The sequence below is a fragment of the Bradyrhizobium sp. CB82 genome (assembly GCF_029714405.1).
Classification (GTDB): Bacteria; Pseudomonadota; Alphaproteobacteria; order Rhizobiales; family Xanthobacteraceae; genus Bradyrhizobium.
In genome coordinates, this window is the sequence record NZ_CP121650.1 from 1,840,796 (window position 1) to 1,861,588 (window position 20,793).

At 61.0% G+C, this 20,793-nt stretch carries 29 protein-coding genes and 2 pseudogenes; 17 read left to right on the forward strand and 14 right to left on the reverse strand.

Features of this window, described 5'->3' with window-relative positions:
• The first annotated feature begins 24 nt into the window (after positions 1-24).
• The gene (gene pth / locus QA640_RS08870; RefSeq protein ID WP_283040322.1) at positions 25-630 is read left to right on the forward strand and encodes an aminoacyl-tRNA hydrolase; all 606 of its coding nucleotides are present in this window, start codon (positions 25-27) and stop codon (positions 628-630) included.
• A 176-nt stretch (positions 631-806) separates the two neighbouring features.
• Positions 807-1,904, forward strand: coding sequence for a redox-regulated ATPase YchF (gene ychF, locus QA640_RS08875; RefSeq protein ID WP_283040323.1), 1,098 nt, complete (start codon positions 807-809; stop codon positions 1,902-1,904).
• A 109-nt stretch (positions 1,905-2,013) separates the two neighbouring features.
• On the opposite strand, the gene QA640_RS08880 is transcribed toward ychF, so the two are convergent.
• From QA640_RS08880 to QA640_RS08925, 10 genes are all read right to left on the reverse strand, one after another.
• Positions 2,014-2,268, reverse strand: coding sequence for a DUF4282 domain-containing protein (locus QA640_RS08880; protein ID WP_283042751.1), 255 nt, complete (start codon positions 2,266-2,268; stop codon positions 2,014-2,016).
• Positions 2,229-3,947, reverse strand: a complete 1,719-nt coding sequence (locus QA640_RS08885) for a recombinase family protein (protein WP_283040324.1) — start codon at positions 3,945-3,947, stop codon at positions 2,229-2,231. Before QA640_RS08885 ends, QA640_RS08880 begins: the two co-directional genes overlap by 40 nt.
• Before the next feature lie 572 nt (positions 3,948-4,519).
• Complete coding sequence (locus QA640_RS08890) at positions 4,520-4,894, reverse strand: hypothetical protein (RefSeq protein WP_283040325.1); 375 nt, start codon at positions 4,892-4,894, stop codon at positions 4,520-4,522.
• Positions 4,891-5,103: a hypothetical protein gene (locus QA640_RS08895; RefSeq protein WP_283040326.1), complete on the reverse strand. Its 213-nt coding sequence runs from the start codon at positions 5,101-5,103 to the stop codon at positions 4,891-4,893. Before QA640_RS08895 ends, QA640_RS08890 begins: the two co-directional genes overlap by 4 nt.
• Positions 5,100-5,387 (reverse strand): hypothetical protein, encoded by a 288-nt coding sequence (locus tag QA640_RS08900; RefSeq protein ID WP_283040327.1) that lies wholly within the window; start codon positions 5,385-5,387, stop codon positions 5,100-5,102. Before QA640_RS08900 ends, QA640_RS08895 begins: the two co-directional genes overlap by 4 nt.
• Positions 5,387-5,584, reverse strand: coding sequence for a hypothetical protein (locus tag QA640_RS08905; protein WP_283040328.1), 198 nt, complete (start codon positions 5,582-5,584; stop codon positions 5,387-5,389). The genes QA640_RS08900 and QA640_RS08905 overlap by 1 nt, the downstream gene beginning before the upstream one ends.
• Before the next feature lie 57 nt (positions 5,585-5,641).
• Positions 5,642-5,851 carry a hypothetical protein gene (locus QA640_RS08910; RefSeq protein WP_283040329.1) on the reverse strand — a complete coding sequence of 70 codons (210 nt, stop codon included), beginning with the start codon at positions 5,849-5,851 and terminating at the stop codon, positions 5,642-5,644.
• 4 nt (positions 5,852-5,855) lie between these two features.
• The gene (locus tag QA640_RS08915; RefSeq protein WP_283040330.1) at positions 5,856-6,242 is read right to left on the reverse strand and encodes a helix-turn-helix domain-containing protein; all 387 of its coding nucleotides are present in this window, start codon (positions 6,240-6,242) and stop codon (positions 5,856-5,858) included.
• A 14-nt stretch (positions 6,243-6,256) separates the two neighbouring features.
• Entirely contained in the window at positions 6,257-7,201 is a 945-nt protein-coding gene (locus QA640_RS08920) for a hypothetical protein (RefSeq protein WP_283040331.1), read from the reverse strand.
• Positions 7,201-8,124 (reverse strand): PD-(D/E)XK nuclease-like domain-containing protein, encoded by a 924-nt coding sequence (locus QA640_RS08925; RefSeq protein ID WP_283040332.1) that lies wholly within the window; start codon positions 8,122-8,124, stop codon positions 7,201-7,203. Before QA640_RS08925 ends, QA640_RS08920 begins: the two co-directional genes overlap by 1 nt.
• A gap of 442 nt (positions 8,125-8,566) precedes the next feature.
• Here QA640_RS08925 and QA640_RS08930 point away from each other — a divergent pair, with 442 nt between their 5' ends.
• The 12 genes from QA640_RS08930 to QA640_RS08985 all read left to right on the forward strand — a co-directional run bounded on the left by QA640_RS08930 (position 8,567) and on the right by QA640_RS08985 (position 15,839).
• Complete coding sequence (locus QA640_RS08930; RefSeq protein WP_283040334.1) at positions 8,567-8,986, forward strand: GcrA family cell cycle regulator; 420 nt, start codon at positions 8,567-8,569, stop codon at positions 8,984-8,986.
• A 120-nt stretch (positions 8,987-9,106) separates the two neighbouring features.
• A complete protein-coding gene (locus QA640_RS08935; RefSeq protein WP_283040335.1) occupies positions 9,107-9,442 on the forward strand; it encodes a GapR family DNA-binding domain-containing protein in 336 nt (111 codons plus the stop codon).
• A gap of 12 nt (positions 9,443-9,454) precedes the next feature.
• On the forward strand, positions 9,455-9,997 hold the full coding sequence (locus QA640_RS08940; protein WP_283040336.1) for a hypothetical protein: 543 nt from the start codon (positions 9,455-9,457) through the stop codon (positions 9,995-9,997).
• Between the two features lie 35 nt (positions 9,998-10,032).
• Complete coding sequence (locus tag QA640_RS08945; protein WP_283040337.1) at positions 10,033-10,779, forward strand: DUF1376 domain-containing protein; 747 nt, start codon at positions 10,033-10,035, stop codon at positions 10,777-10,779.
• Positions 10,780-10,989: 210 nt separating this feature from the next.
• Positions 10,990-12,498: a DnaB-like helicase C-terminal domain-containing protein gene (locus tag QA640_RS08950; RefSeq protein WP_283040338.1), complete on the forward strand. Its 1,509-nt coding sequence runs from the start codon at positions 10,990-10,992 to the stop codon at positions 12,496-12,498.
• Entirely contained in the window at positions 12,491-13,012 is a 522-nt protein-coding gene (locus QA640_RS08955; protein ID WP_283040339.1) for a hypothetical protein, read from the forward strand. The genes QA640_RS08950 and QA640_RS08955 overlap by 8 nt, the downstream gene beginning before the upstream one ends.
• Entirely contained in the window at positions 13,013-13,639 is a 627-nt protein-coding gene (locus tag QA640_RS08960; protein ID WP_283040340.1) for a hypothetical protein, read from the forward strand.
• A gap of 135 nt (positions 13,640-13,774) precedes the next feature.
• On the forward strand, positions 13,775-14,359 hold the full coding sequence (locus tag QA640_RS08965; protein WP_283040341.1) for a hypothetical protein: 585 nt from the start codon (positions 13,775-13,777) through the stop codon (positions 14,357-14,359).
• Positions 14,360-14,427: 68 nt separating this feature from the next.
• Positions 14,428-14,859, forward strand: coding sequence for a hypothetical protein (locus QA640_RS08970; protein WP_283040342.1), 432 nt, complete (start codon positions 14,428-14,430; stop codon positions 14,857-14,859).
• Between the two features lie 119 nt (positions 14,860-14,978).
• Positions 14,979-15,203, forward strand: coding sequence for a hypothetical protein (locus tag QA640_RS08975; protein ID WP_283040343.1), 225 nt, complete (start codon positions 14,979-14,981; stop codon positions 15,201-15,203).
• A complete protein-coding gene (locus tag QA640_RS08980; RefSeq protein ID WP_283040344.1) occupies positions 15,200-15,424 on the forward strand; it encodes a hypothetical protein in 225 nt (74 codons plus the stop codon). Before QA640_RS08975 ends, QA640_RS08980 begins: the two co-directional genes overlap by 4 nt.
• A gap of 1 nt (position 15,425) precedes the next feature.
• The gene (locus QA640_RS08985; protein WP_283040345.1) at positions 15,426-15,839 is read left to right on the forward strand and encodes a hypothetical protein; all 414 of its coding nucleotides are present in this window, start codon (positions 15,426-15,428) and stop codon (positions 15,837-15,839) included.
• A gap of 747 nt (positions 15,840-16,586) precedes the next feature.
• Here the strand turns inward: QA640_RS08985 and QA640_RS08995 are convergent.
• A complete protein-coding gene (locus tag QA640_RS08995) occupies positions 16,587-17,018 on the reverse strand; it encodes an ester cyclase (protein ID WP_283040347.1) in 432 nt (143 codons plus the stop codon).
• Between the two features lie 200 nt (positions 17,019-17,218).
• Here QA640_RS08995 and QA640_RS09000 point away from each other — a divergent pair, with 200 nt between their 5' ends.
• Together QA640_RS09000 and QA640_RS09005 are read left to right on the forward strand one after the other, a co-directional pair.
• The gene (locus QA640_RS09000; protein ID WP_283040348.1) at positions 17,219-17,848 is read left to right on the forward strand and encodes a ParB/Srx family N-terminal domain-containing protein; all 630 of its coding nucleotides are present in this window, start codon (positions 17,219-17,221) and stop codon (positions 17,846-17,848) included.
• A gap of 255 nt (positions 17,849-18,103) precedes the next feature.
• Positions 18,104-18,334: pseudogene (locus QA640_RS09005) on the forward strand (DoxX family membrane protein); the annotation flags it as partial.
• A gap of 31 nt (positions 18,335-18,365) precedes the next feature.
• Here the strand turns inward: QA640_RS09005 and QA640_RS09010 are convergent.
• The 3 genes and pseudogenes from QA640_RS09010 to QA640_RS09020 form a co-directional block, all read right to left on the reverse strand.
• Positions 18,366-18,479 (reverse strand): annotated as a pseudogene (locus QA640_RS09010) (DoxX family protein); the annotation flags it as partial.
• Between the two features lie 80 nt (positions 18,480-18,559).
• Positions 18,560-18,769 (reverse strand): hypothetical protein, encoded by a 210-nt coding sequence (locus tag QA640_RS09015; RefSeq protein WP_283040349.1) that lies wholly within the window; start codon positions 18,767-18,769, stop codon positions 18,560-18,562.
• 8 nt (positions 18,770-18,777) lie between these two features.
• Positions 18,778-19,488 carry a Crp/Fnr family transcriptional regulator gene (locus tag QA640_RS09020; protein WP_283040350.1) on the reverse strand — a complete coding sequence of 237 codons (711 nt, stop codon included), beginning with the start codon at positions 19,486-19,488 and terminating at the stop codon, positions 18,778-18,780.
• A 281-nt stretch (positions 19,489-19,769) separates the two neighbouring features.
• On the opposite strand from QA640_RS09020, the gene QA640_RS09025 reads away from it, so the two are divergent.
• Entirely contained in the window at positions 19,770-20,507 is a 738-nt protein-coding gene (locus QA640_RS09025) for a hypothetical protein (RefSeq protein ID WP_283040351.1), read from the forward strand.
• The last annotated feature ends 286 nt before the right edge of the window (positions 20,508-20,793 follow it).

Genomic DNA, 20,793 nt, shown 5'->3' on the forward strand with positions numbered 1-20,793 from the left:
GCCAGGCGAGGGGCGCGCCGCGTCATGCGACTCTTTGTTGGGCTCGGCAATCCCGGCGCGAGATACGCACGCAACCGGCACAATATCGGCTTCATGGCCGTCGACGAGATCGCGCGGCGTCATGGTTTCGCATCATGGCGCCGCAGATTTCAGGGCGAGACATCGGAGGGCACGCTCGACAGTGAGCGCGTCATCCTGCTCAAGCCCACGACCTACATGAACGAGTCGGGCCGCAGCGTTCAGGAAGCATCCAGCTTCTTCAAGATCGCCCCGGGCGACGTCACCGTATTCCAGGACGAGCTCGAGCTGCCGCCGGGCAAGGTCAGGGTGAAGATCGGCGGCGGCATCGCCGGGCACAACGGGCTGCGCTCGATCTCAGCGCATATCGGCAATGACTATCGCCGGGTGCGGCTCGGCATCGGTCACCCCGGCGTCAAGGCGCTGGTCCACAGCTACGTGCTGGCGGACTTCGCCAAGGCCGACGACGAATGGGTAAGGACGTTGTGTGAGGCCGTCGCCGAGCACGCCGCACTGCTTGCCAAAGGCACGGACGCGACCTTCGCCAACAAGGTGCATCTCGCCATGCTGGCGAAGGGATTTTTGACCAAGGACGACAACGGCAAAGAGTGATGCTCTTCATCGCCGGACTTGACCCGGCGATCCATCGCTTCGACGAGGATGGATGCGTAGGGTGGGTGGGTTAGCCCCTGCGGCTGTGCCAAGCGCAGTCCGCTCCGCGCAACCCACCTGGTCACGACAATGAAATTGGTGGGTTACGCTTCGCTAACCCACCCTACGAGGACACGATGGGATTCAAATGTGGGATTGTCGGGTTGCCCAATGTCGGCAAGTCGACCTTGTTCAATGCGCTGACGGAGACGGCGGCTGCGCAAGCGGCGAACTATCCGTTCTGTACCATCGAGCCGAATGTCGGCGAGGTCGCGGTGCCGGATCCGCGGCTCGACAAGCTGTCGGCGATCGCGAAATCCGCGCAAATCATCCCGACCCGGCTGACCTTCGTCGATATCGCAGGCCTCGTGCGCGGCGCCTCCAAGGGCGAAGGCCTCGGCAACCAGTTTCTGGCCAACATTCGCGAGGTCGATGCGATCGCGCATGTCGTGCGCTGCTTTGAAGATTCCGACATTACCCATGTCGAGGGCAAGATCGCGCCGCTCGCCGACATCGAGACCATCGAGACCGAGCTGATGCTCGCCGACCTCGACAGCCTCGAGAAGCGCGTCGACAACCTCACCAAGAAGGCCAAGGGCAACGACAAGGACGCCAAGGAGCAGCTCGACCTTGTCAACCGCACGCTCGTGCTGCTTCGCGACGGCAAGCCAGCGCGACTCGTCGAGCGCAAAGCAGAGGAAGAGCGCGCCTTTTCGATGCTCGGACTGTTGTCGTCGAAGCCGGTGCTCTATGTCTGCAACGTCGAGGAAGGCTCGGCTGCCACCGGCAACACCTTCTCCAAGGCGGTCGAGGAGCAGGCCGCGAAAGAGGGTGCCGTCGCTGTCGTCATCTCCGCCAAGATCGAGTCCGAGATCGCGACGCTGTCGCGCGAAGAGCGCGCCGACTTCCTGGAGACGCTGGGCCTCGAAGAGGCCGGCCTCGATCGCCTGATCCGCGCCGGCTATCGGCTGCTCGACCTCATCACCTATTTCACGGTCGGGCCGAAGGAGGCGCGCGCCTGGACCATCCATCGCGGCACCAAGGCGCCGGCGGCGGCTGGCGTCATCCACACCGATTTCGAGAAGGGTTTCATCCGCGCCGAGACCATCGCCTATGACGACTACGTCGCACTCGGCGGCGAGGCTGGCGCCCGCGATGCCGGCAAGCTTCGCCTCGAAGGCAAGGACTACACCGTCGCCGACGGCGACGTGATGCATTTCAGGTTCAATACGTAGATTCTGCGGGACTCGCAGAGTGGGTCAGCGAAGCGTAACCCACCACTTCTCCCGGTGATGGAAGCGGTGGGTTACGCCTTCTCATCCACCGTACGCACCTGCGCTTGCTTCACCGCATCCCGCCCTGGTCGCGGATGGCGCCGAGGTGCTCGTTGATGCGGAACACGATCAGGATGAACTCCGCGACGATGCGCGAGAACACGATGCCGACGACGACGCTCGCAATCGAATAGAGCACCACCAGGAATCCTGCGAACGGGCTGATGGCCATTGCTGCCAGGCCCGAGAAGATGCCGGAGATGCCGAACAGGCAGATCAGCGCTATCACCAGCCAGTAGAAGGACTTGATGATGGTCGGTGTGATGAATTACGCCTGCCTGTACCGATACGCCTAACCCCTTCATTTGCAATGACTTCTTCGGTCGTCCTTTTCGTGGGGAATAGATCGATGCCGCTCTCGATTGCGGAATAACGCGCATACAGACTGATCTCGTAGGGCGCGCCCGGGGCCGTCGGATGGACTACCAAGCTACCGACGACGTTTTGGAAGGCTAGCCGGGCCTCCGGATCGGCGCGGTCCTCGATCAGCTTGGCGTGGAGGAGATCGACGCTCCGGCTGAAGCTGGCGAGCGCCGCCGGGTGGAGGGTCATGACATTGCCGCCCGGTAGATGGCGGATGCGCTCCTGTAGGGCCGCCCGCTCGATCTCCTTCGCCTTGATCGCGTCGGTCAATTCCCTAACCGATCCGTCGCACTCGGCGATAGCGTCGACCAGCCGCTTGATTTGGAGATTGAGCCGATCGAGTTGCTTTTGTGCGGCCCGCCGCTCATCGCCTTCCTCACGGGCGAGTTTTGCCGCCTCGACCGCCTTAGCCTTGGCTTTCTCTTTCAGAAATTCGGGGTCGGTCAGATGCGCGTGCATGTGCTTGATCGCGCCGGCCGTCAATTCGTTGAGGTCGTAGCTTTTGGTGTGGGTGCAGGTCTTACGATAGAGCGCGCCGGAGCAGCCAACCCGCTGACCATTGCGCGAGGAAGCCATGACCGTCATCGGGCCATGGCATGCGCCGCATACGATCAGACCTGACAGCAAACCTTGCTTACGCGGGATCGTCGCCCGCTTGACATAGCCGCTCGCGCCGAATTTTTCGTGCTGGCGTTTGAGGCGGACCGCATGCGCGGCGTTCCAGAGTTCATCGGAGATGACGCGGAGATCGGGCATATCGACTGTGATCAAATCCTCCGGATCGAGGGCGCGGACTTCGCGCTTGCCAGTGGCTGGATTTTTTGGCGCGGTGAAACGGTTCTTAACGTACTTGCCGATATACAGTTGGTTGTGGAGCAAGCCGCGCTTGGCACCCTTACCTCCGACGATGCCTTGATAATTCCACGCCGGTTGTCCGCTCGGCGATGGGATTTTGTCTTTCGCGAGGCCGGCAACGATTTGGCGCGGCGTCATCCCGCTCGCGTATTCGGTGAAGATGCGCCGGACGATCTTTGCCTCTTGCTCATTGATGGCGCGCTTGCCCGGCTGATGCTCGACGCAATCGTAACCATAGGCGGCGCATGTAGTGATCCGCCCTTTCAACGCCGCTTGGTCATGGCCGCGCTTGACGCGGATGGCAAGTTTTTTGATGAAGTCTTCGTTGCTATGCCCCTCGAACAGCAATTGAAGGTCGCTGACTTCGCCGCTCATGTTGAAGATGCGGATGCGGTGAAACTCAAAGCGATCGGCGAGCCAGAACATATCGGCCTTGCGGCGCGATAACCGGTCGGTTGCTTCAACCAAGACCGCAGCAAATTCGCCGCGCTCAGCGGCCACGAGCAGATCGCGCGTCAAGCCGGGGCGCTCGAAAAGAGAACTGCCCGAGACGGCTCGGTCTGCGTAGTAATGGCGCCTGTCAAGCTGGAGATTGAGCCGCTTCGCGGCTTTCTCCAGCATCGCGAATTGATCTTCGATCGAGGTGTCCTTTTGCAAGTCGCTGGAATAGCGGGCATACAGCGCAGCTTTCAGCGGCTTGGCGTCCCGATGGTGATGCTTTGACATTGGTTGCGTCGTTCTTTCTTAAGTTGCCTTTGGCGATGTTCCTCCCGGGCTTCCGCCCGGCCTAGCGCCCTCGCTAATTCGAGCCACTGCTCGCGATGACTTGGATGGTCGAGGTTTCGGGGATCAGCAGGATCAAGCGGTCGGACGGTGCCCTTTAACTGCCTCTTGCGCCCTTCGGATTTCCGGGAGGCTACTCGGGAATGCATTACTGAAACTCTGTCGGACCTGCGGGAGAATCGCAAAAAAGGCAACAATCCCGCTATCTAGCGATAGTCCCGACATTTTTTGGGTCGGGTTTCGGCCCCTTTCGGCCGGGGCCCGTTTCACTCAAGCTGATTTGCCGGGGCGCCCCGGTCGGGTCAGCCCGGCCAGGCGGCCCTCCCGCCGATATCTTTGGCTATTCCGAACCACGCGGGCCTTATGGCAAGCCTTGCAGACCCGCATGCGGCGCGGCTTATAGCCGTCGCGCGCTTGCATGTAGAATTCGGTCTCGGGCTTCTCCACGTTGCACGCCTTGCAAGTCAGTGTGGGGATGTCTGCCAGGGCGGGTTGGCTTCGGGTACTCTCATCACTCATGAACGCCACTTTCGTTTCGGCCATCGCGATCGGTGCAGCGCCCGCTGATCTTTCGGCGTGAGCATGCGGCGCCGGAATTCCTCCTCAGCCGCCGAGACGCGCCGGATTTTCGCGATCTCGGGGATGTCCCGCTTGGCCGTCTTTTCGCGATGGCCCGGAATCAAGCGCGGGTCCAAATTCCACGGCTCGGTCGGCCCGCCGGCCTCGGCGCGGATCGGATAGTGGTCAAACTGGAATAGCGAGATGATTTGGTCCGCGGTCATCTGTTTCGCGTGCTCGTGCGGGACCAGCCGCTTCCCGCGCTCGTCGGTTAGCGCCAGCAGCGCGGCGGCGCATCTGATCCGGAGGTTGGGCGAGCGCGCAGTCCTCATAACCAGCCATTCTCCCGCAGCATCTCTCGGCCCTGCTCGGACAGTCGCAGCCGCTTCAAATGGATCGGCCGACCGTCTTTGACGGTCTCGATCAAGCCGCGCCTGAGCAGACGCGTGCGCATCGAATGCCCAGGCGCGGTGCGATCGAACCAGCCGACCTCGCCGCGCGAAGCGAACCAGCGCAGGGCCTTGATCGTTGCTGGCGTCATTGCACCCGCTCCTTGACCTCGCTCTCGATAATCGATCGCGTATAGGCTGCCCACTCGTCGTACTCGGCGAGCGCATCCGCCGGATCGAGGTAAGGCACGGCGCGAAAGACAGCGACGGCTAGATTGCCGATCACGTTGTAGGCGACGCCGACCGGGATGCCGTCGAGTTGGCTTAGGATGATCTCGGCGGCCTCGCGGCCGACATCCGCATCACGCTGGGATTGCTCTGGCGTGCGGCCGAGAGCGTCGCGGTTGTCTGCCATGGGGATCTGAAACTTCAGCATCACGCGGCCTGCGCCTGCGATGGCTGCCCCCTTGGCTTGCGCTGGCGCTTCTCGCCTTCGAGCACGCTGGAGAACGACTTGATCGCCGCCGCCAGTTCATTCGCCTGCGTCTTGGTGGTGATCGCCGCCGTGATGTGCAATTCCACCAGTTCGTTGCTGGTGTCGACGCGGATATCGGTGCCCTTCGGAATTTTCATTTGTGCTCTCCCAATAATCTCAGATGCGGACGGCGTGAGTGTCCTGCGCCGCTCGCGCTATTGTGCGATCTTTCGCCGGAGTTGAGACCGGAGCATGCCGGCATATCGCTTGCTGACATCGGTGCCGCGATGAATGAGCAGACAGGCGTGGTAGCCGCGCCGCGTGGTGAAGTGCACCCGGGTATGGCTCCCGCCCTCGGTGATCCGCACATCCGACCCGCCAGCATCGCGGATGTCGCCAACGATGTCCCGCACCAGCTTGCGCATGGGATCACCCGCCGATCGCGGCGCGGATCGCGTCCGCATACTTGCCGCAAGCGTAGGAGACCGCCGAATGGTTGCGGTTAAAGACGCGGCCGATCTCACTGAATTTTGCGCCGGTTATCACGTAAACGAACGCCATGATCTTGTGGCGGACTTCCGCATTGTCGGCGTCACGAGTAGTGGACTGCAAATGGTCAATGCTGGTCTCGAAAGCGCGCGCGGCGACATCGCGCGCCACTACGCAATGGTTGAGGTAAGGCCGCGCCGCGCAGATGCGACGAAACTCGCGGGCCATGTCGGCGTAGCTTGGGCGCGAGAAAACGCGCCGCGCGATGTCCAGACCGTGCGCCATCCCGCACAGAAAGTGCGTATCTCCCGACCGCGGTATTCCCATTGCAGGCATTCCCATCACTTGTCGTTTTCCATTGGCCGATCGCCCGGGAAGTCGGACCCGGAGGGCACGGCGGGAGGTTCTTTGCTTTCCGGCTTGGACTTGCTTTTCGGTGATGCGGAGGCCTGCGCGTCGATCGCGTCGATTGCGGCTTGACCGAGCGCGGACGATGATCCGCGCAGCCGCGCGGTCAGTCCGGGGGAAACGTCTCTTGCGTGGTCGGAGGCGACGGTGAAGCCGGCATCCTCCATTTCATCGCGGCCATACATGCCAGCGATGATGTCGGGGCAATACATGCGCGCCCAATCGCGCGACATGTTGTAGAACAGTTGAAGGTCAGGCTTGAGGTCCCACAGCGGCGAGCCCTTGATCTTGCCTTTGTCGTTGCGGCCCGGCCGCAGCTTGCCGAGCGTGAATTGATCGGGATCGGCGTCGAGCGGCGGGAAATAGCGCGGCTCGGCCTCGCCCTTGAAGGTCGCCCAAACGCGGCACTTGCGGGCGTCGCCTTGCCCCTCGTAGCCGACTTGCAAGCGGGTGGTGATCGGCGCCCGGGCCTCGATGATCGCGTGAAAGAACTGGCTTTCATATGCGACTTGCTCGATCTTCTGGCCGTTCTGCCATTGCTCGACGATATAGGTCCATGCCGCGAGCGCGAGCGGCGAAACGCCGAGTTCCTGCGCGCGCAGACAGATCGCGAAGCACCCGCCGACATTGCCTTGCAGCCACGGCTTGAGCATCGGGCCGGCCGACGCGAGAAGCTTGGCCGCATCGACCATATCGCGGAGGTTGGAGTAGTCGACGCCGCCGCCCTTGAACAGTGTCACGGCCTCAGTGCGCTCGGTGACGACCTTCTCCGCGTTACCCTCGACTAGATCGCGGCGGGTCACGCGCTCCGTGCCGGCTTGCTGTAGGGGCGGCGGCGCATCTTGCGGGCGGTCGATGGTCTCGGTTTGCTCAGACATCACGCGGCCTCCCGCAATTCGTATTTCGCCCGGTCATCGACCGACTTGCGCCACCAATCCGGCATGTCGACATATTCGGCGTCGGGCCGGTCGTCGCCAGGACCCGGCCATTCGCCGCTCTGGTAGCACTGCCAAAAGGTCTTGGCAGCCAACTCATTCAGATTGTGCCCGCGCGCCAAATCCTCGTCCTTGAGCGTCTGAGCACGCACGCAATGCGGCTTCTCGCTCTCGACCCAAAGCAAGGTGAAGGTATTCGCGACCATGCCGATCGCGCGGGCACCCTCCATCACCAGCGCGGCTTGCTGCATGTAGCCGTATTCGGCGATCGAGTATTGCGTGTCGCGGTACAGGACCGAGGCGGTGGTCTTGAGGTCGACGAAATCGCCGCTGTCGTTCGGCATCTCGTCCGGCCGGGCTTTCTTCCAAAAGCCGCGCGGGTCTTTCCAGATCAGCGAGCGCTCGGGCGCGCCGCCGAGCATGCCCTGCTGCACCAGCGGGAATTTGCCGAGCGCGATGATCATGCCTTTGGCGCGCGTAGCGAGCGATGGCGTGATGACGTATTTGCCGGCAGCTTGCTGCTCGTCGCGCCAGTCCTGCCAGACCTTCAAGCGCATGTTGTACGGCTTGCCGCCGACTTCCGGCGGGCAGAGCACGCAATCGTCGTCGAACGGCTCGCCGGCCACCGCCTTGTGCACAAACCGGCCGAGCGCCATGCTCTCGGTCTGCGGCTCACCGTCGCGGTGTGGATTGAGCGAAGAATTCGCGAAAGCGTGCGCGGGCGACTTACGGATGATGTTGCGAAGCATCGACGACGAGACGCTGACCGCATCGCACAAATCGTGACGATGGTAGTCCCCGAGCGGAATGTTGCGATAGAGTCCTGGCCGAGTGATCGGCTTGCCGTCCCATGAAATTGATTGCATTGCACTGCACCGCGCTTTTCATTCCCGAAGCCCCGTTCGCTCGAAACAAAATCCTCCCGTGCTCTGCGAAACTGCCGTTTCGCAAAGGTGATGCTCGGAACCATTCGATCTTTGGTGGTGCCGCCCGCTACTATCGGCGGCCGGTGACGCCTCGCGCCGGGCTGTTATTTGTTTGTTGGATCGCCCGTCCTACGCACGTAAATTTTCATGCCGCTTCGCGCCCGATGTCAACATAGGGTCATGAAAAAATCCGGCAGAGTGAAACTTTCGACTTTCGGTAGCAGCAAAAAGTTTTCTACTCACGCGCGGATGCACCGCGCGCTAGCCGCAAAAATGCCGTTTACGAAATTGCCCGGCAAAGATCGCGTTTTTCAGATGACGCGCACGCAAATTATTGCCTATTCGATGTGGCTGTCTGCTTCGCGACCAAAGGCAGCGTGCGATGGCTCATTCGAACGAATGGTCTGACAAGGCCGAAATCACCCTGCGACAATTGTTCAATGCCGGCGCGTCGGCCGCGCTGATCGCCGAGGCGGTCGAGAAAACGCGCAGCGCCGTCTGCGGCAAGATCAAGCGGCTAAGACTCCATCGCGAGAGCGGGCCGATCATGACGAAGTTCGGGCGATCGAGCTGCCCATCGAAGAAAACGCCGCCGGCACCGCTCCCGAAATTCATCGCGGAGGCGGTCTCCGAGCCCGTGTCGATCTTGCGCGCGAAACCGCATCACTGCCGCGCGGTGCTCGACGAGCGCGATCCGAAAGGGCTGGCGATGTTCTGCGGCGCGCGCAAGGTGCCGGGATCGCCATGGTGCGCGAAGCACAAGCGCAAGTTCGTCGTCACCGCTTACGTCGGGAGGGCGTGATGGGCCGCCCACGCGCGGCCCGGCGATCGATCCCAATTCGCCGAGGCCCCGTCAATCGAAAGGGAAAGCCGAATGGCAAAGCAAGCAGCGCAGCAGACGAATGAGTTTGACCCGGAAGTGGTGCAGGAGGTGCTCGGCAAGATCGACGGTTTCGAGGCCGATCTCGCGAGCGAGCGTGGGTCATCGATGGCCCGGTGCCGCAACATTCGCGAGAGCATCAATACCGTTTTCAAGGAGGCCAAGGCGCGCGGCATTCCCACGAAGGAATTGCGCTCGCTCGTCAAAATTCGGAAGAACGAGAACAAGAACCGCGAGATTTACGAGGAGCTTGAGCAGGATCAGCAGCAAGTGCTCTCGATGCTCGCGACCGCCGAAGGCGTGAAGGACTTGCCGCTGTGGCGGGCGGCGGCCATGGAGGCCGCGAACGCGGCGATGGGCAGCACCGCGCACCACTGATCGGGTGCGCCCATGCCGTACAATCCGCGCATCCTGGCGCTCGACCTCGCGTCCCGCACGGGCTGGGCTGTCGGCTACCCCGCGGACGAAAAGCCGCGCTCCGGCTCGGTACGCTTCGCGCGCGAGGGCGCGAGCATGGGCGCGGTCTTTGCCGGATGCCGGCAATGGCTCAACGATCGCCTCGCGACCGAGAACGATATCAAGCTGGTGGTGTTCGAGGCGCCGATGACGCCGCAGCACATGGCCGGCCGGACGCGCGCGGAAATCATCCGCGTGCTGATCGGCCTTTGCGCGGTCGTTGAGGAGCTAACCTATGCGCGCGGCTATGACGTGCGCGAGGCGCGCGTGTCCGACGTCCGCGCCCATTTCATCGGATCGAACCGACACAAGCGCAAAGAGGCGAAGTCGCTCACGATGGACGCCTGCTATCGCTTGGGCTGGACGCCGAACGATGACAACGCGGCCGACGCGCTTGCGCTCTGGCACTACCAAGCCTCGATCCTCGACCCATCGGTCGCGGTGCAAACCTCGCCGCTATTCCGCCGGAGGGTGTGATGGTCGAGTGGTTCAAGCACGACATTCCCGATTGGATGGACGGCACCGAGGGTCTCGATGATGGGCCGTATCGCGTTTATCACGTCGTCTGCCAACTGATCTATTTGCACGAAGGCCCGATCGCTCTGCACGAGCAGGGGCTCGCCGGCCGGTGCAATCAGCACATCCTCACATTTCGCCGCAACCTCAAGGCGCTGCTCGATGCCGGTAAGCTGCGGATCATCGACGGCCGACTGACCAACGACCGCGCCGAAACCGAGCTTCAACTGGTGCAGGACCGGCGCTCAACCTCGGCCAAAGGGGGGAGAGGTAGCCGCGGGGTTCGCAAGGGGTCTGGCCGGGGCCAGGGCGAGGTTGAGCAAAGGTCGAGCGGAGATGTTCCAGACAAGGCATTGAATTCTAACGGGTCGGTATCAAGCCCACTATCCGAACAGCAACACCATAAGAGTAGAGGAGAGGAGAGTAGAGGAGAGAAGAGTAGAGAAGAGAAGAAAGATGCCGCGCCTTACGGCGCGCGCTCGGGTTCGCTCGATCTAGGCGAACCGGAACCGCCGCGATCCAAACCGCCACCCAGCGATCCCGAGGCCGAGCTGTTCCGGCGAGGGCGCGAAATCCTCGGCGACAAAGCCGGCGGGATGATCTCGCAATTGCTCAAGGCGAAAGACCGCAACGTCGCGCTCGCGCGCGCGGCGATCGAGCAAGCGTCGACGAAGGAAAATCCCCGCGAATTCATCGGCCGCATCATTCGCGGCAACGAACCGACCACGGTGGTGCAGCCATGACGCGGCGCTATTCCATCGACGAGGCATTGCGACTGCTGGCGAGCGTCGGCGCCGATCCGCGCGATTTTCGCGGCACGCGGTTTTCGCGCTGCCCCATCTGCTCGCCGCATCGCCGGAAGAAATCCAATAAATGCTTGTCGATCCGCTCCGAGAGCGACGAGATCTTTTTCCGCTGTTTCCACTGTGACGACTTCCACGGGAGCTATCGCTATGAACACGCTGGCGCCGCAGCACGTCGAGTTTTTCGTTCAAAGGGGGATATCGCCAGAAACAGCGACGCGGTTCGAGGTCTATACGGGTGCAGTCGTCGGTAAACCGGGCGAGCGGCACGTCGAGCCGAGCGCGCGCGGCAACGTCATCGCGTATCCGTTTTTCGAGCACGGCCAAGTCGTCAACGAAAAGTATCGCGCCGAGCGCGACGGCGAAAAGTTCTTTTGGCACCGCAAGGGCGGCAAGCGGACGTTCTGGAATTCGGACGTCCTCGACGATCCGCAGCTTGAGGCGGGCACGCAAGCGCTGGTGATCGCTGAGGGGTTCGAGGATGCGATGGTCGCGATCGATTGCGGCTGGCCGCTAACCGTCTCAGTGCCCGATGGTGCGCCGCCCGTGCCGAAAGATGGGCGAATGGCGCCGCTCGATCCGGAGACCGAGCACACGGGCAAGTTTGAATTTCTCTGGCTCAATCGCGATCGGCTGCGGCGTATCAAGCGGTTCATTCTCGCGGTCGATGACGACGGGCCGGGCCAGCGCTTGGCGGCCGAGATTGTCCGGCGCCTTGGCGCGGCGCGGTGCATGTTCGTCACCTATCCCGAGGGATGCAAAGACTTGAACGACGTGCTGCGCAAGCACGGGCGCGAGGCGGTGCATGACGTGCTGCGCACCGCGAAACAATACCCGGTGCGTGGGCTTTACCGGCTGTCGGAGTATCCGGCGCTGCCGGCGCTGCAGCCCATCTCGATCGGCTGGCCGCTGTTCGATGGCAGCGTCCCGGGCAACGGATGGATGAAACTGTTCGCGGGTGAGTTCATGGTGGTTACCGGCATCCCGAGCCACGGCAAATCGACTTGGGTGCTCAACATGCTTTGGAATACAGCGCGCGACTACGGCTGGCGCGCAGCGATCTTCTCGCCCGAGATGCCGACCGTCCCGTATCTGCGCGACAAGCTGCGCCGGATCATCGGCGGCGATGACGCCGACCGCCTGATCGAGAGCAATTTCGTTTTCATCGACAACGATCCAAACGACGCGGACGAGGACGATATCACGCTGGAATGGATCATCGAGAAAGCCCGCGACGCGGTGCTGCGCGATGGCATCAACGTGCTGGTGATCGATCCGTGGAACGAGATTGAGCACGCGCGCCTCCGCGACGAAACCACGACCGAATACGTCGGTCGGGCGATCCGCCGGCTAAAGCGCTTCGGCCGGCAATACGAGGTCGCGGTGATCGTCCTGGCGCACCCGACCAAAGATGTTTTCGAGCACGGCAAGGCTCGTACCGCGACCCTGTACGACATCGAGGGGTCTGCGCATTGGTTCAACAAGTGCGATCACGGCGTGGTCATCGAGCGCGCGCCGGAGGGCGATCAAGCTACCGTGCATATCGCGAAAGTTCGTTTTGACGAGACCGGCTTTAAGGGTGCGATCAGAATGCAATTCGAGGTTCGATCGCAGCGATATCGGCAACTGAGCGAGCAACAGGAGTTTCCGTATGGGTGACGTGATGCTGACGCGGCGCGAACCGCTGAAATTCAATCCGCTTGAGGACGCGGTGATGGATGACGTCCCGCCGAACGTTTGGGATGGCCCGCATGTCGGCAAGCGATTGGCCGAGGCGATGCGGACGCTGCGGATGATCCCGATGTCGGCGGTCGCCGGCTTTGGCGGATCATGGCCCGCCTATAGCTACGAATTCGAGGACTTGATCGCGCAACAGAAGCAAGGCGAGTTGGAAAAAACGCAACGCATGCAGAACCGCACGCGGTTGCTGCCGTCCTACAGCGACGTGACGCGCATGGAGACGGCGATCATTTGGCCGGCGCGATATCTGCGCGGGATCGATCATCTCCTGCTTGCGGTCAATGCGGTTGCATTGGCGCACTCGTTAGAGCGCGACGCGGGGTGGGTTGCTGTCAAGCGCGGCGGCTACGCCGACACGTGGCGAGCGAATCATGATCGCGGGTGCGATGTTATCGCTGCTGGTCTCCGCGCCGAACATGTTCCGGTTTTTTGAATGATGGACTTTGAAATTCCCCGTGGTGCTCATCGGGAGTACCTGATCGTTTTCGGCGTCGCCGCGATCTATGTCGGCACGATCCCGCGCGGCGAGCCGTGTATCGTCGGCGCCTCGCGCGATCTCGAAAAGACCTATGAGGCCATGCACGAACGCTGGCCGTGGTCGGAAATCTCTTGCGCGTTTTGGGTGAAGGATCGCGACACCGCCGAGGCGATAGCGAACGAGGTCAATGGCGTGCTGCCGCATGATCTCGATGGCCGGCTCGCCGTGCGGGCGGAAACCGCGTGCCGGCTGATCGAGCAAGTCGCCCGCGATTGGAAAATATCGCTGACCAACCACGACGCGGCGATGGCGCGGGTGCGATCGGCGGTGCGGCGGGTCGAGGAAACGATCAGCGAAGCAAATGCGCGCGGGGAACTAGCGTGGTTCAATGCCACATACCGGGATTGGCGGATCGAGGCAAAAAAAATCGGCCGCGTCATGAGCTACGCAGAAGCGCTCGCGCGATTGCGCAAAGAAGTCACTAAGCGACTCATTACACTCGACATTCTCGATTTCGGCACTGATTTACTCCCAGCGATCTTTCCCGATTTACGCAAAGCGGCCCGGAAAAATTTACGTTGACGGGCCGGAATTTGGACGGTTTTCTACGCGCGCACGCCCGATGTGCACAGCTATGCCCGCATCGAGGACGCTTCACTACGCGAACGAAACACTTTGAACCGATCTCGGCGGCGAGGTCGGTCTTTTTTGTGCCCCATGATCCAAGTCGAATTTGACACGGCTGATTTCACCGGTCGCGCGATGGAGCTCGGCGCGGTTGCGGATCAACTGCCGTACATCCTCGCGCGCTCGCTCAACGATGCGGCCGATAGAACGCGGTCGTATCTGATCGAAAAGACGTGGCCGACATCGATCAGTGCAAAGAACCGCTCATTCATCGGCGCCGCGCTGACCACCCGTGGCGCCAGGGCGAACAAGTACGACTTGCGCGTCGAGATTTACGACAAGCTCGGGCGGGGCAATCTGATGCTGCATGCGAAGGGCGGCACGCGGCGCGCCAAGGGCGCTAATCTCGCGATCCCGTCGTCCGCGAACGTCAAGCGCACCGCGAGCGGCGCGGTCTCGCGTAGTCAAACGCCGCGCGCGCTCGGTGACAAGGCGGCCCGGCGTGGCCGTTTCCTGTTCGCAAAAGGCAAGATGGTCTACACGCTCGATCCGGCCGTGCCGATCAAGCGCGATGTGCCGTTCTATCAGGATTTCACCAACACCATGCGACGAGCGATCCTCGAAAGCTTGCCGCGAAACGTCGCGCGCGCGATGGCAACGCGGCGCCCTCGATAGGAGCGCGCAACATGGAAATGCACGTCTATCACCACATCGTTGTGGATGATCCGATTGGCCGGCTGATCGTGGCGCATCTGGCCGACATCAACGACCGTATCGCCGCGCTCGCAACCAAAGTAACCAGATCGGAGAATGCAATGGCACTCAGCATCCGAGACCTTCAAGACCAAGCCGCCGCCACCTTGCAGCAATTGCAGGCGGAAACCGATGTCGCCAACGCGGTCAAGAAAGTGGTCGATGATCAGAACGCGACGATCGACTCGCTCAAAAAGCAGGTCGATGATCTTGTCGCGGCCGGCGGCGCGAGCCCAGCCGACTTGCAGCAGCTTTCGGACACGCTGCTGTCGATCAAAAATCTCGATACGTCGAACGCGCAGATCGTGGCGTCTGCGGTCACGGCCGGCACTCAGCCGCCCGGGCCGCCGCCGGGCACGACTACCGGCACTGAGACTGGCACGAGCACCGATCAAACCAGCACGGGGCCTCAAGCCGGCTAGCGAGGCCGCCCTCCCAACGATCGCGCGGGACCGTGCCATCAATCGGCTCGCTCCCGCCCATCTCGCACAACGGCGCGACTACTAGACAGAATTCTCCTGCGCTAGCGTGCGGTGGGAACATGACGATTATCGAACTGCTCGAATACGTCAAAACGGCTGGTGGTCTTGCAGCGCCGATCTTCGCCATCCTATTTTGGCTTGAGCGGAACGAGCGGCAGGACGCGCAACGGGAACTGAAAGAGGTCGCCGAGAACTCCGTGGTCGCCATGATCGAACTCAAGGCGGTCGTCGCGCAACTGTCAGCGATATTCGATCCTCACGCGCAATATCGGAACAGGCGATGACCCTTTTCGTGCGCTTGATGGAAAAGTTGAGCGGCAAGCCACACCAGCACTACACCGCACAGAAAGTCTCGGAAGCGGCGAGCGATCTCCGGCAAGACGTGCATTCGCTTGCGACGAAAATGCGCCCCTATGTCGAGGCCGATGATCCTCTGGTTGCGCTCATGACCGACGTGTTCAACCAGCGGCAAATGCGGAACGGCAATGATATACGGTCCGATTGACGTGAATTTCTATCTGGAAACCGTCAACGGGACGATCGTCATTCTGCTTGCGACCGCCCTTGCGTTCCTCTCGCTCTACATTGTCCAGCAAAAGCAGGCGCTCAAGCTGGCGTGGTGGAAATGCCTAACCGATCCACCACCCGGAATCGCGCTGGCGCTGCCCATGGCTGCGATAAAGGCCGGGCTTGTCCTCACGCGCGGCACGCTTTGGGCGTGGCGAGAATTCGGCGGCGAGCAAATGACCGGGTGGCAACTCGATCTCGTGCTAACCGGCACTGCCGTCACGGCGCTGGGCGCATTGTCGTTGGTTCGGGTGCTGTCGCGCGCAAGGTTTGGCGATTGGCCGTGGATCATAAGTGCGATGTTGGTGGTGATTTACATCACCGAGAAAAGCATCGAGCAATGCCTGGCATGATCCAGCACCGGCCGGGTCGGCCCCTGACAGGACAGGAAACTAAAACATATGCGAGCTCGCCCACGGCGGCCGTTCACGGCCGGAGAACAACGCAAGTAGTCCTTGCTCTTCATTGTTTCATCTTGGCGGCTGTAGCCCGGGCGAGGTCAGCCACTCCGTCATATGGGCTGCGGTTTCGGCGTATCGCGCCCTGCGGAGCAAAGCCTCTCTTTCGGCACCTGGGGGAAGTTGTTTAGCCCGTTGGCGTAGCTCTTGGGCTTCATCGGCGAGTCGCACTTCAAGTGCCTGTGCATGTTTCACTCGACGTCGTTCCATATCCCTTCTCCAGGCTCAGACCCTGCCCGGGACGGACTCTTAACGGTACACGACATAGCGGAGTTCCGGGAACATTCTCGAACCGGCCGGACAGCGCCCAGCTGGACCCTAGCGGGAATTTCGGTGGTTCCCCTAGGGTGCAAAAATTAAATGCGGGTACGCGGGACCGCCCGCCTTTAGCGTATTTCGGGGTCGCGTTTTTGGCCTTTGGTTCCTCGCAAAATCCCCCGTCAGCGGGGCTAGCCAGGGCATGTATATCGACCGTTCGGCCTCGCCCTTCGAGCTGGGGCGGTCGGGGATCCTCCTTTGTATTCGCGAAGAATGATCGCCGAGGCATCCACTCGATAGCTTCAGGCGAGCGGTTCGTTTTCTTAGGAGCGCGGTCCAGCTCCAAAGGGGCCCAGCTCTAAGCTAAGCTACACTCAATCCCGCCTATCCCATTGCAGGGGCGATGCCCAGTTGTTGCAACATTCCAAGCGTATCCCAAATGTTCCAGCTCTCCACGATCTTGCCGGAAGAAAAGCGATATATCCATATTCCTGGAACCCTCACCTTCTTGCCCGTCGCGCGGATACCAGGGAGGTCAGATGTGTGCGTACCCACGCCGGTCCAACGCGCCACAACCGTCTCTCCATCCTCGGCGAGAAGCATGGCATCAATGCTCCAATGGGCGTCGGGGAAGCCCGTTTGATAGGTGGAGATCAGTTGCTTCATCCCCTCAGGACCTTGTCCAACTGAGGGATTAGAGGGATCGTGATGGGTGTGGTTGGTAGCAAACAGCTCGTCTGCTACACCTAATTTTCTTTCATTACAGACCTCTTCAAAAAGGCGTCGGACGAGGGCCTTATTGTCTTCTGCTGACATGGAGGACACTCCTCTGTTAAAGGAATAGGGCAAGTAGGCTAGGGTGCCGGTTTGATCGAGGTCTCGGGGCAGAACGGAAAGCTTGTTCTTAGCGGAGAACCAGTCAACTGATATTTGAATTCCTGCCGTTACCATCATCGCAGGCCCCAAAGCTCAGAAACCGACAGGGACGCTGACCCTAGCTGCGGGAAAACCAAATCATGGATGCACTGGCGAGCAAGCCGGCCGTGGAAAGATGGCCGGTTGACCGTTTACGGCCATATGAGCGCAATGCGCGCCGGCATTCGCCCGAGCAAATCGAGCAGATCGCGGCGTCGATCCGGCAATGGGGCTGGACGATGCCGATTCTCGCGGCCGATGACGGCATGGTGCTCGCCGGCCATGGCCGATTAGCCGCCGGCAAACTGCTCGGGATGGCTGAGGTCCCCGTCATCGTCGCGCGCGGATGGGGCGATCAGCAAAAGCGCGCTTATGTCATCGCCGATAATCGGCTCACCGACGCCAGCGATTGGGATGACGAGATGCTGCGGCTCGAATTGGCCGACCTCGTGGAAGGCGGTTTCGAGATCGCGCTGACCGGCATTACCGAGGACGAGCTATCGCGGCTGTCTGTAGGGGTCGGCGAGCTTGAACAGATGCCCGAATTGCCGGACGGCGATCGGTCGCCTTATCGGGACATGACGTTCATTCTGTACGGGGAGCAATTCGGGATCGTCGAGCGCGCTATCGCCAAGGCGACCAAGCCGCGCGAGGCGAGCAATCCCAATCGCTCGCCGCAAGGCAATGCGCTCGCCGCGATCTGCGCAGAATATCTAGAGCGCGTCTCATAAATCGAGTTTGATTGGTGCGGCTTACTCGATGTCCGCTACGGCCCGATACCCACCAAATACCGCAGCGAAGCGAAACGACGCGATGGGCCCATTTCCGGACTCATGCTCTGCAACAAGCGATGTCCAGCATGATTTGCTCGAGCCGCTTGGCTTCCAAAAAGCCTCTATCTTATTTGCTACCGATCGCTGCCAATTGGTGCAAAAGTACGCTTGACTGTGCCTGGCCTCAACGCAAACACACGGGAGGGGGAATCGATGATTGACGAACGGACCGTGCCTTATGCCGCTCTTCTTCTTCGGATCACGCTGGGTTTGCTCGCACTGGCCCACGCGGGACTAAAGATCTTCGTGCTTACACCGGCAGGCTTCATCAAGTACTTCGGTGGCCTTGGGCTGCCGGAATGGTTTGCGTACGCAATCATCGTGTTCGAGGTACTCGGCGGTGCAGCTCTAATACTTGGGGTTTTGGTTCGCTGGATAGCCCTTTTGTTTGCTGGAGAACTTGCCGGGACCATCGTCATGGTGCACGGCGCCCATCACCGATAAGAGCCAGAGCAATGGCTGATACGGCCCAAAGCGCGGGAAACTCCCAGCCGCCCCTCGGATTGTAAAAAAGAAATCCCATGGCGCCCTATGCCCTCGTTCGCTCATGGAATCGGTAAGGTCCCCCATCTCGCCGCGAGAGCGCGCCTCCGCTGAGCGCCCATGAGATCAGGTCGCCGCAATACTGATCTGGAATAGCTGCACCCCATTCCCGTCGAGGACCAGCAGCCGAAAGCCGGTGGAGGGCTCCAATTCGTCCTTCACAAGTTCTCCGCAGAGAGTCGTGGCTTCTCGCCACGCGGTAACGTCGGTCGGCAATTCGAGGAGGACGGGTTCGAAGCCTGATCTCCCTTCTATGATGAACTTGTAGGCGGCCACAACAATACCTACTGCTTTAGATGAAGATAGTCAGGCACAAACTCAGCAATCCGTTCCAGTTCCTTGCGGTTGAGCACTGCCAGCTCTCCTCCTTCCCAAACAATTAAGCTTCGACGTCTTAGTTCCTGAAGCGTGCGATTGACGTGGACAATCGAGAGGCCGCAAGCGTCGGCCACGTGCTTCTGCGTGAAGGGAAGCTGGATCCTATTATCCTGCGCTAAGCTGACGACCTCCAAGCGAGCAAGAAGCTCGCAGATGAGGTGCGCGATTTTTGCAATTGCGTCGTGCCCGCCTAAGTTGGCTACCCATTGGCGGTAAATCGCAGCATCGATCAGGGTTTCGCGCCAGAAGGCGTGCGTAAGCCTTGGAGACTCGTCCAGCATCTGGCTTAGGAACCGGTGAGGCACTAAAGCGACGGTGGATCGCCCGATGCTTATCAGGTCGTGGTCCATCTCTGGCAGGTGCAAGGTGTTTAGATCAGGCATGTCGCCAGGCACGTGAAAGGACAAAATTTGGTCCCGCGTTTCTACAATCTTGTGGCGGCACAGAAACCCGCTGACCAAGATGGCGCAGTGCGACGCAACATCGCCTTCTCGCGAAAAGTACTCCCCGTCGGCCAATGATCTGATCGTTCTCGGTATGTCAGCCAGCGAGCGTCGCTCTTCATCTGATAGGCCGCCGGTCGCCTGCAGACGTGCAATCAGTTTTTGATGAGGCATGGTGGCCCCCTACGAAGACTGAAGGATACGCGAAGAGCGTATCCATTGGCATCATGCAGGGCAATTGCCGAAGTTGCGGCGACGTATCGACAAGCGTCCGCCTTGGGTCATTCTCGAACGGGTCGAGCCAGCAGCAAGTCCGGCAATATTCGCTATGCCCCGAAAGCGGAAGTAAATCCAGAGCGTTGGCGGCTCTGCGACGGGCTGTTGTGGGTTGGTGGTACCGCCGTGACTCCCGCACCGGAGCCTCGAATGATGCGCTACGAACTCAGTGACTAGCCATGGGACAGGCTAAAGCAATCCGCGTCGCGCCGATCTCGAAGAAAGATGCAGACGCGCTGATCATCCGGCTGCACTACAGCCACAAGACCGTCAACAATGCTTTCCTCGCGCTCGGCGTCTTTTTGAACGGCCGGCTTGAAGGCGCGATGACGTTCGGCCCGTCGATGGATAAGTCGAACATCCTTGGGCTCGTGCATGATACCGCATGGAACGGTTTTCTCGAATTGAACCGGCTGGCGTTCTCGGAAGCGCTGCCGCGCAACAGCGAAAGCCGCGCGCTCTCGATCGCGCTGCGCATGATCAAAAAGCACTATCCGCACATCGAATGGGTGATCTCGTTCGCCGACGGATGCCAGTGCGGCGATGGGACAATCTATCGCGCGGCCGGCTTCACCTTGACCGGGGTCAAGTTGAACAAAAGCTTGCTCCGATTGCCCGATGGCTCGGTCACGCACAAGATGACGCAAGTAACCGGAAAGAACCGCGCGGCACATTTCGCCAAAACCGGCGGGTCATGGTCGGGCCAGGGCATGCCGCTCGACGGCTACCAGATGCGGTATATCTATTTTCTCAATCCCGACGCGCGTGCGCGGCTCGCCTGCAAAGAAATCCCATATGCGGAGATCGAGCGGCGCGGCGCCAGCATGTATCGCGGGATTGCGCGTGGCAAGCAGGCGATGGCCGAAGCCCCCTCGGCACAGCGGCGCGGCAGCGGCGACCGCCACGCTCCAAATTGAGGATACACAAAGCCTGGGGCTATCGCCCAAGGTCAGCTTTCGAGGCGACGCAGACGTGAATCGGCAAGGCGCCAATTTGTCGCAGCGATCTGTGCACTAAGAGACGGACCGGATCGCTGAAAAGTATAGACTTGCCCTTCGAGCAGTGTCGGCCAGTCGGAGGGTGACGATGTTTGTCACCGTGGTCGCCGTGATGTGCCGCTTGATGGTCACCGGCCACCATGACTGCGTCGAGGAGATCATCACCAATTCGTCACTCGACAAGGGTGTGACCCTTCAGAGTTGT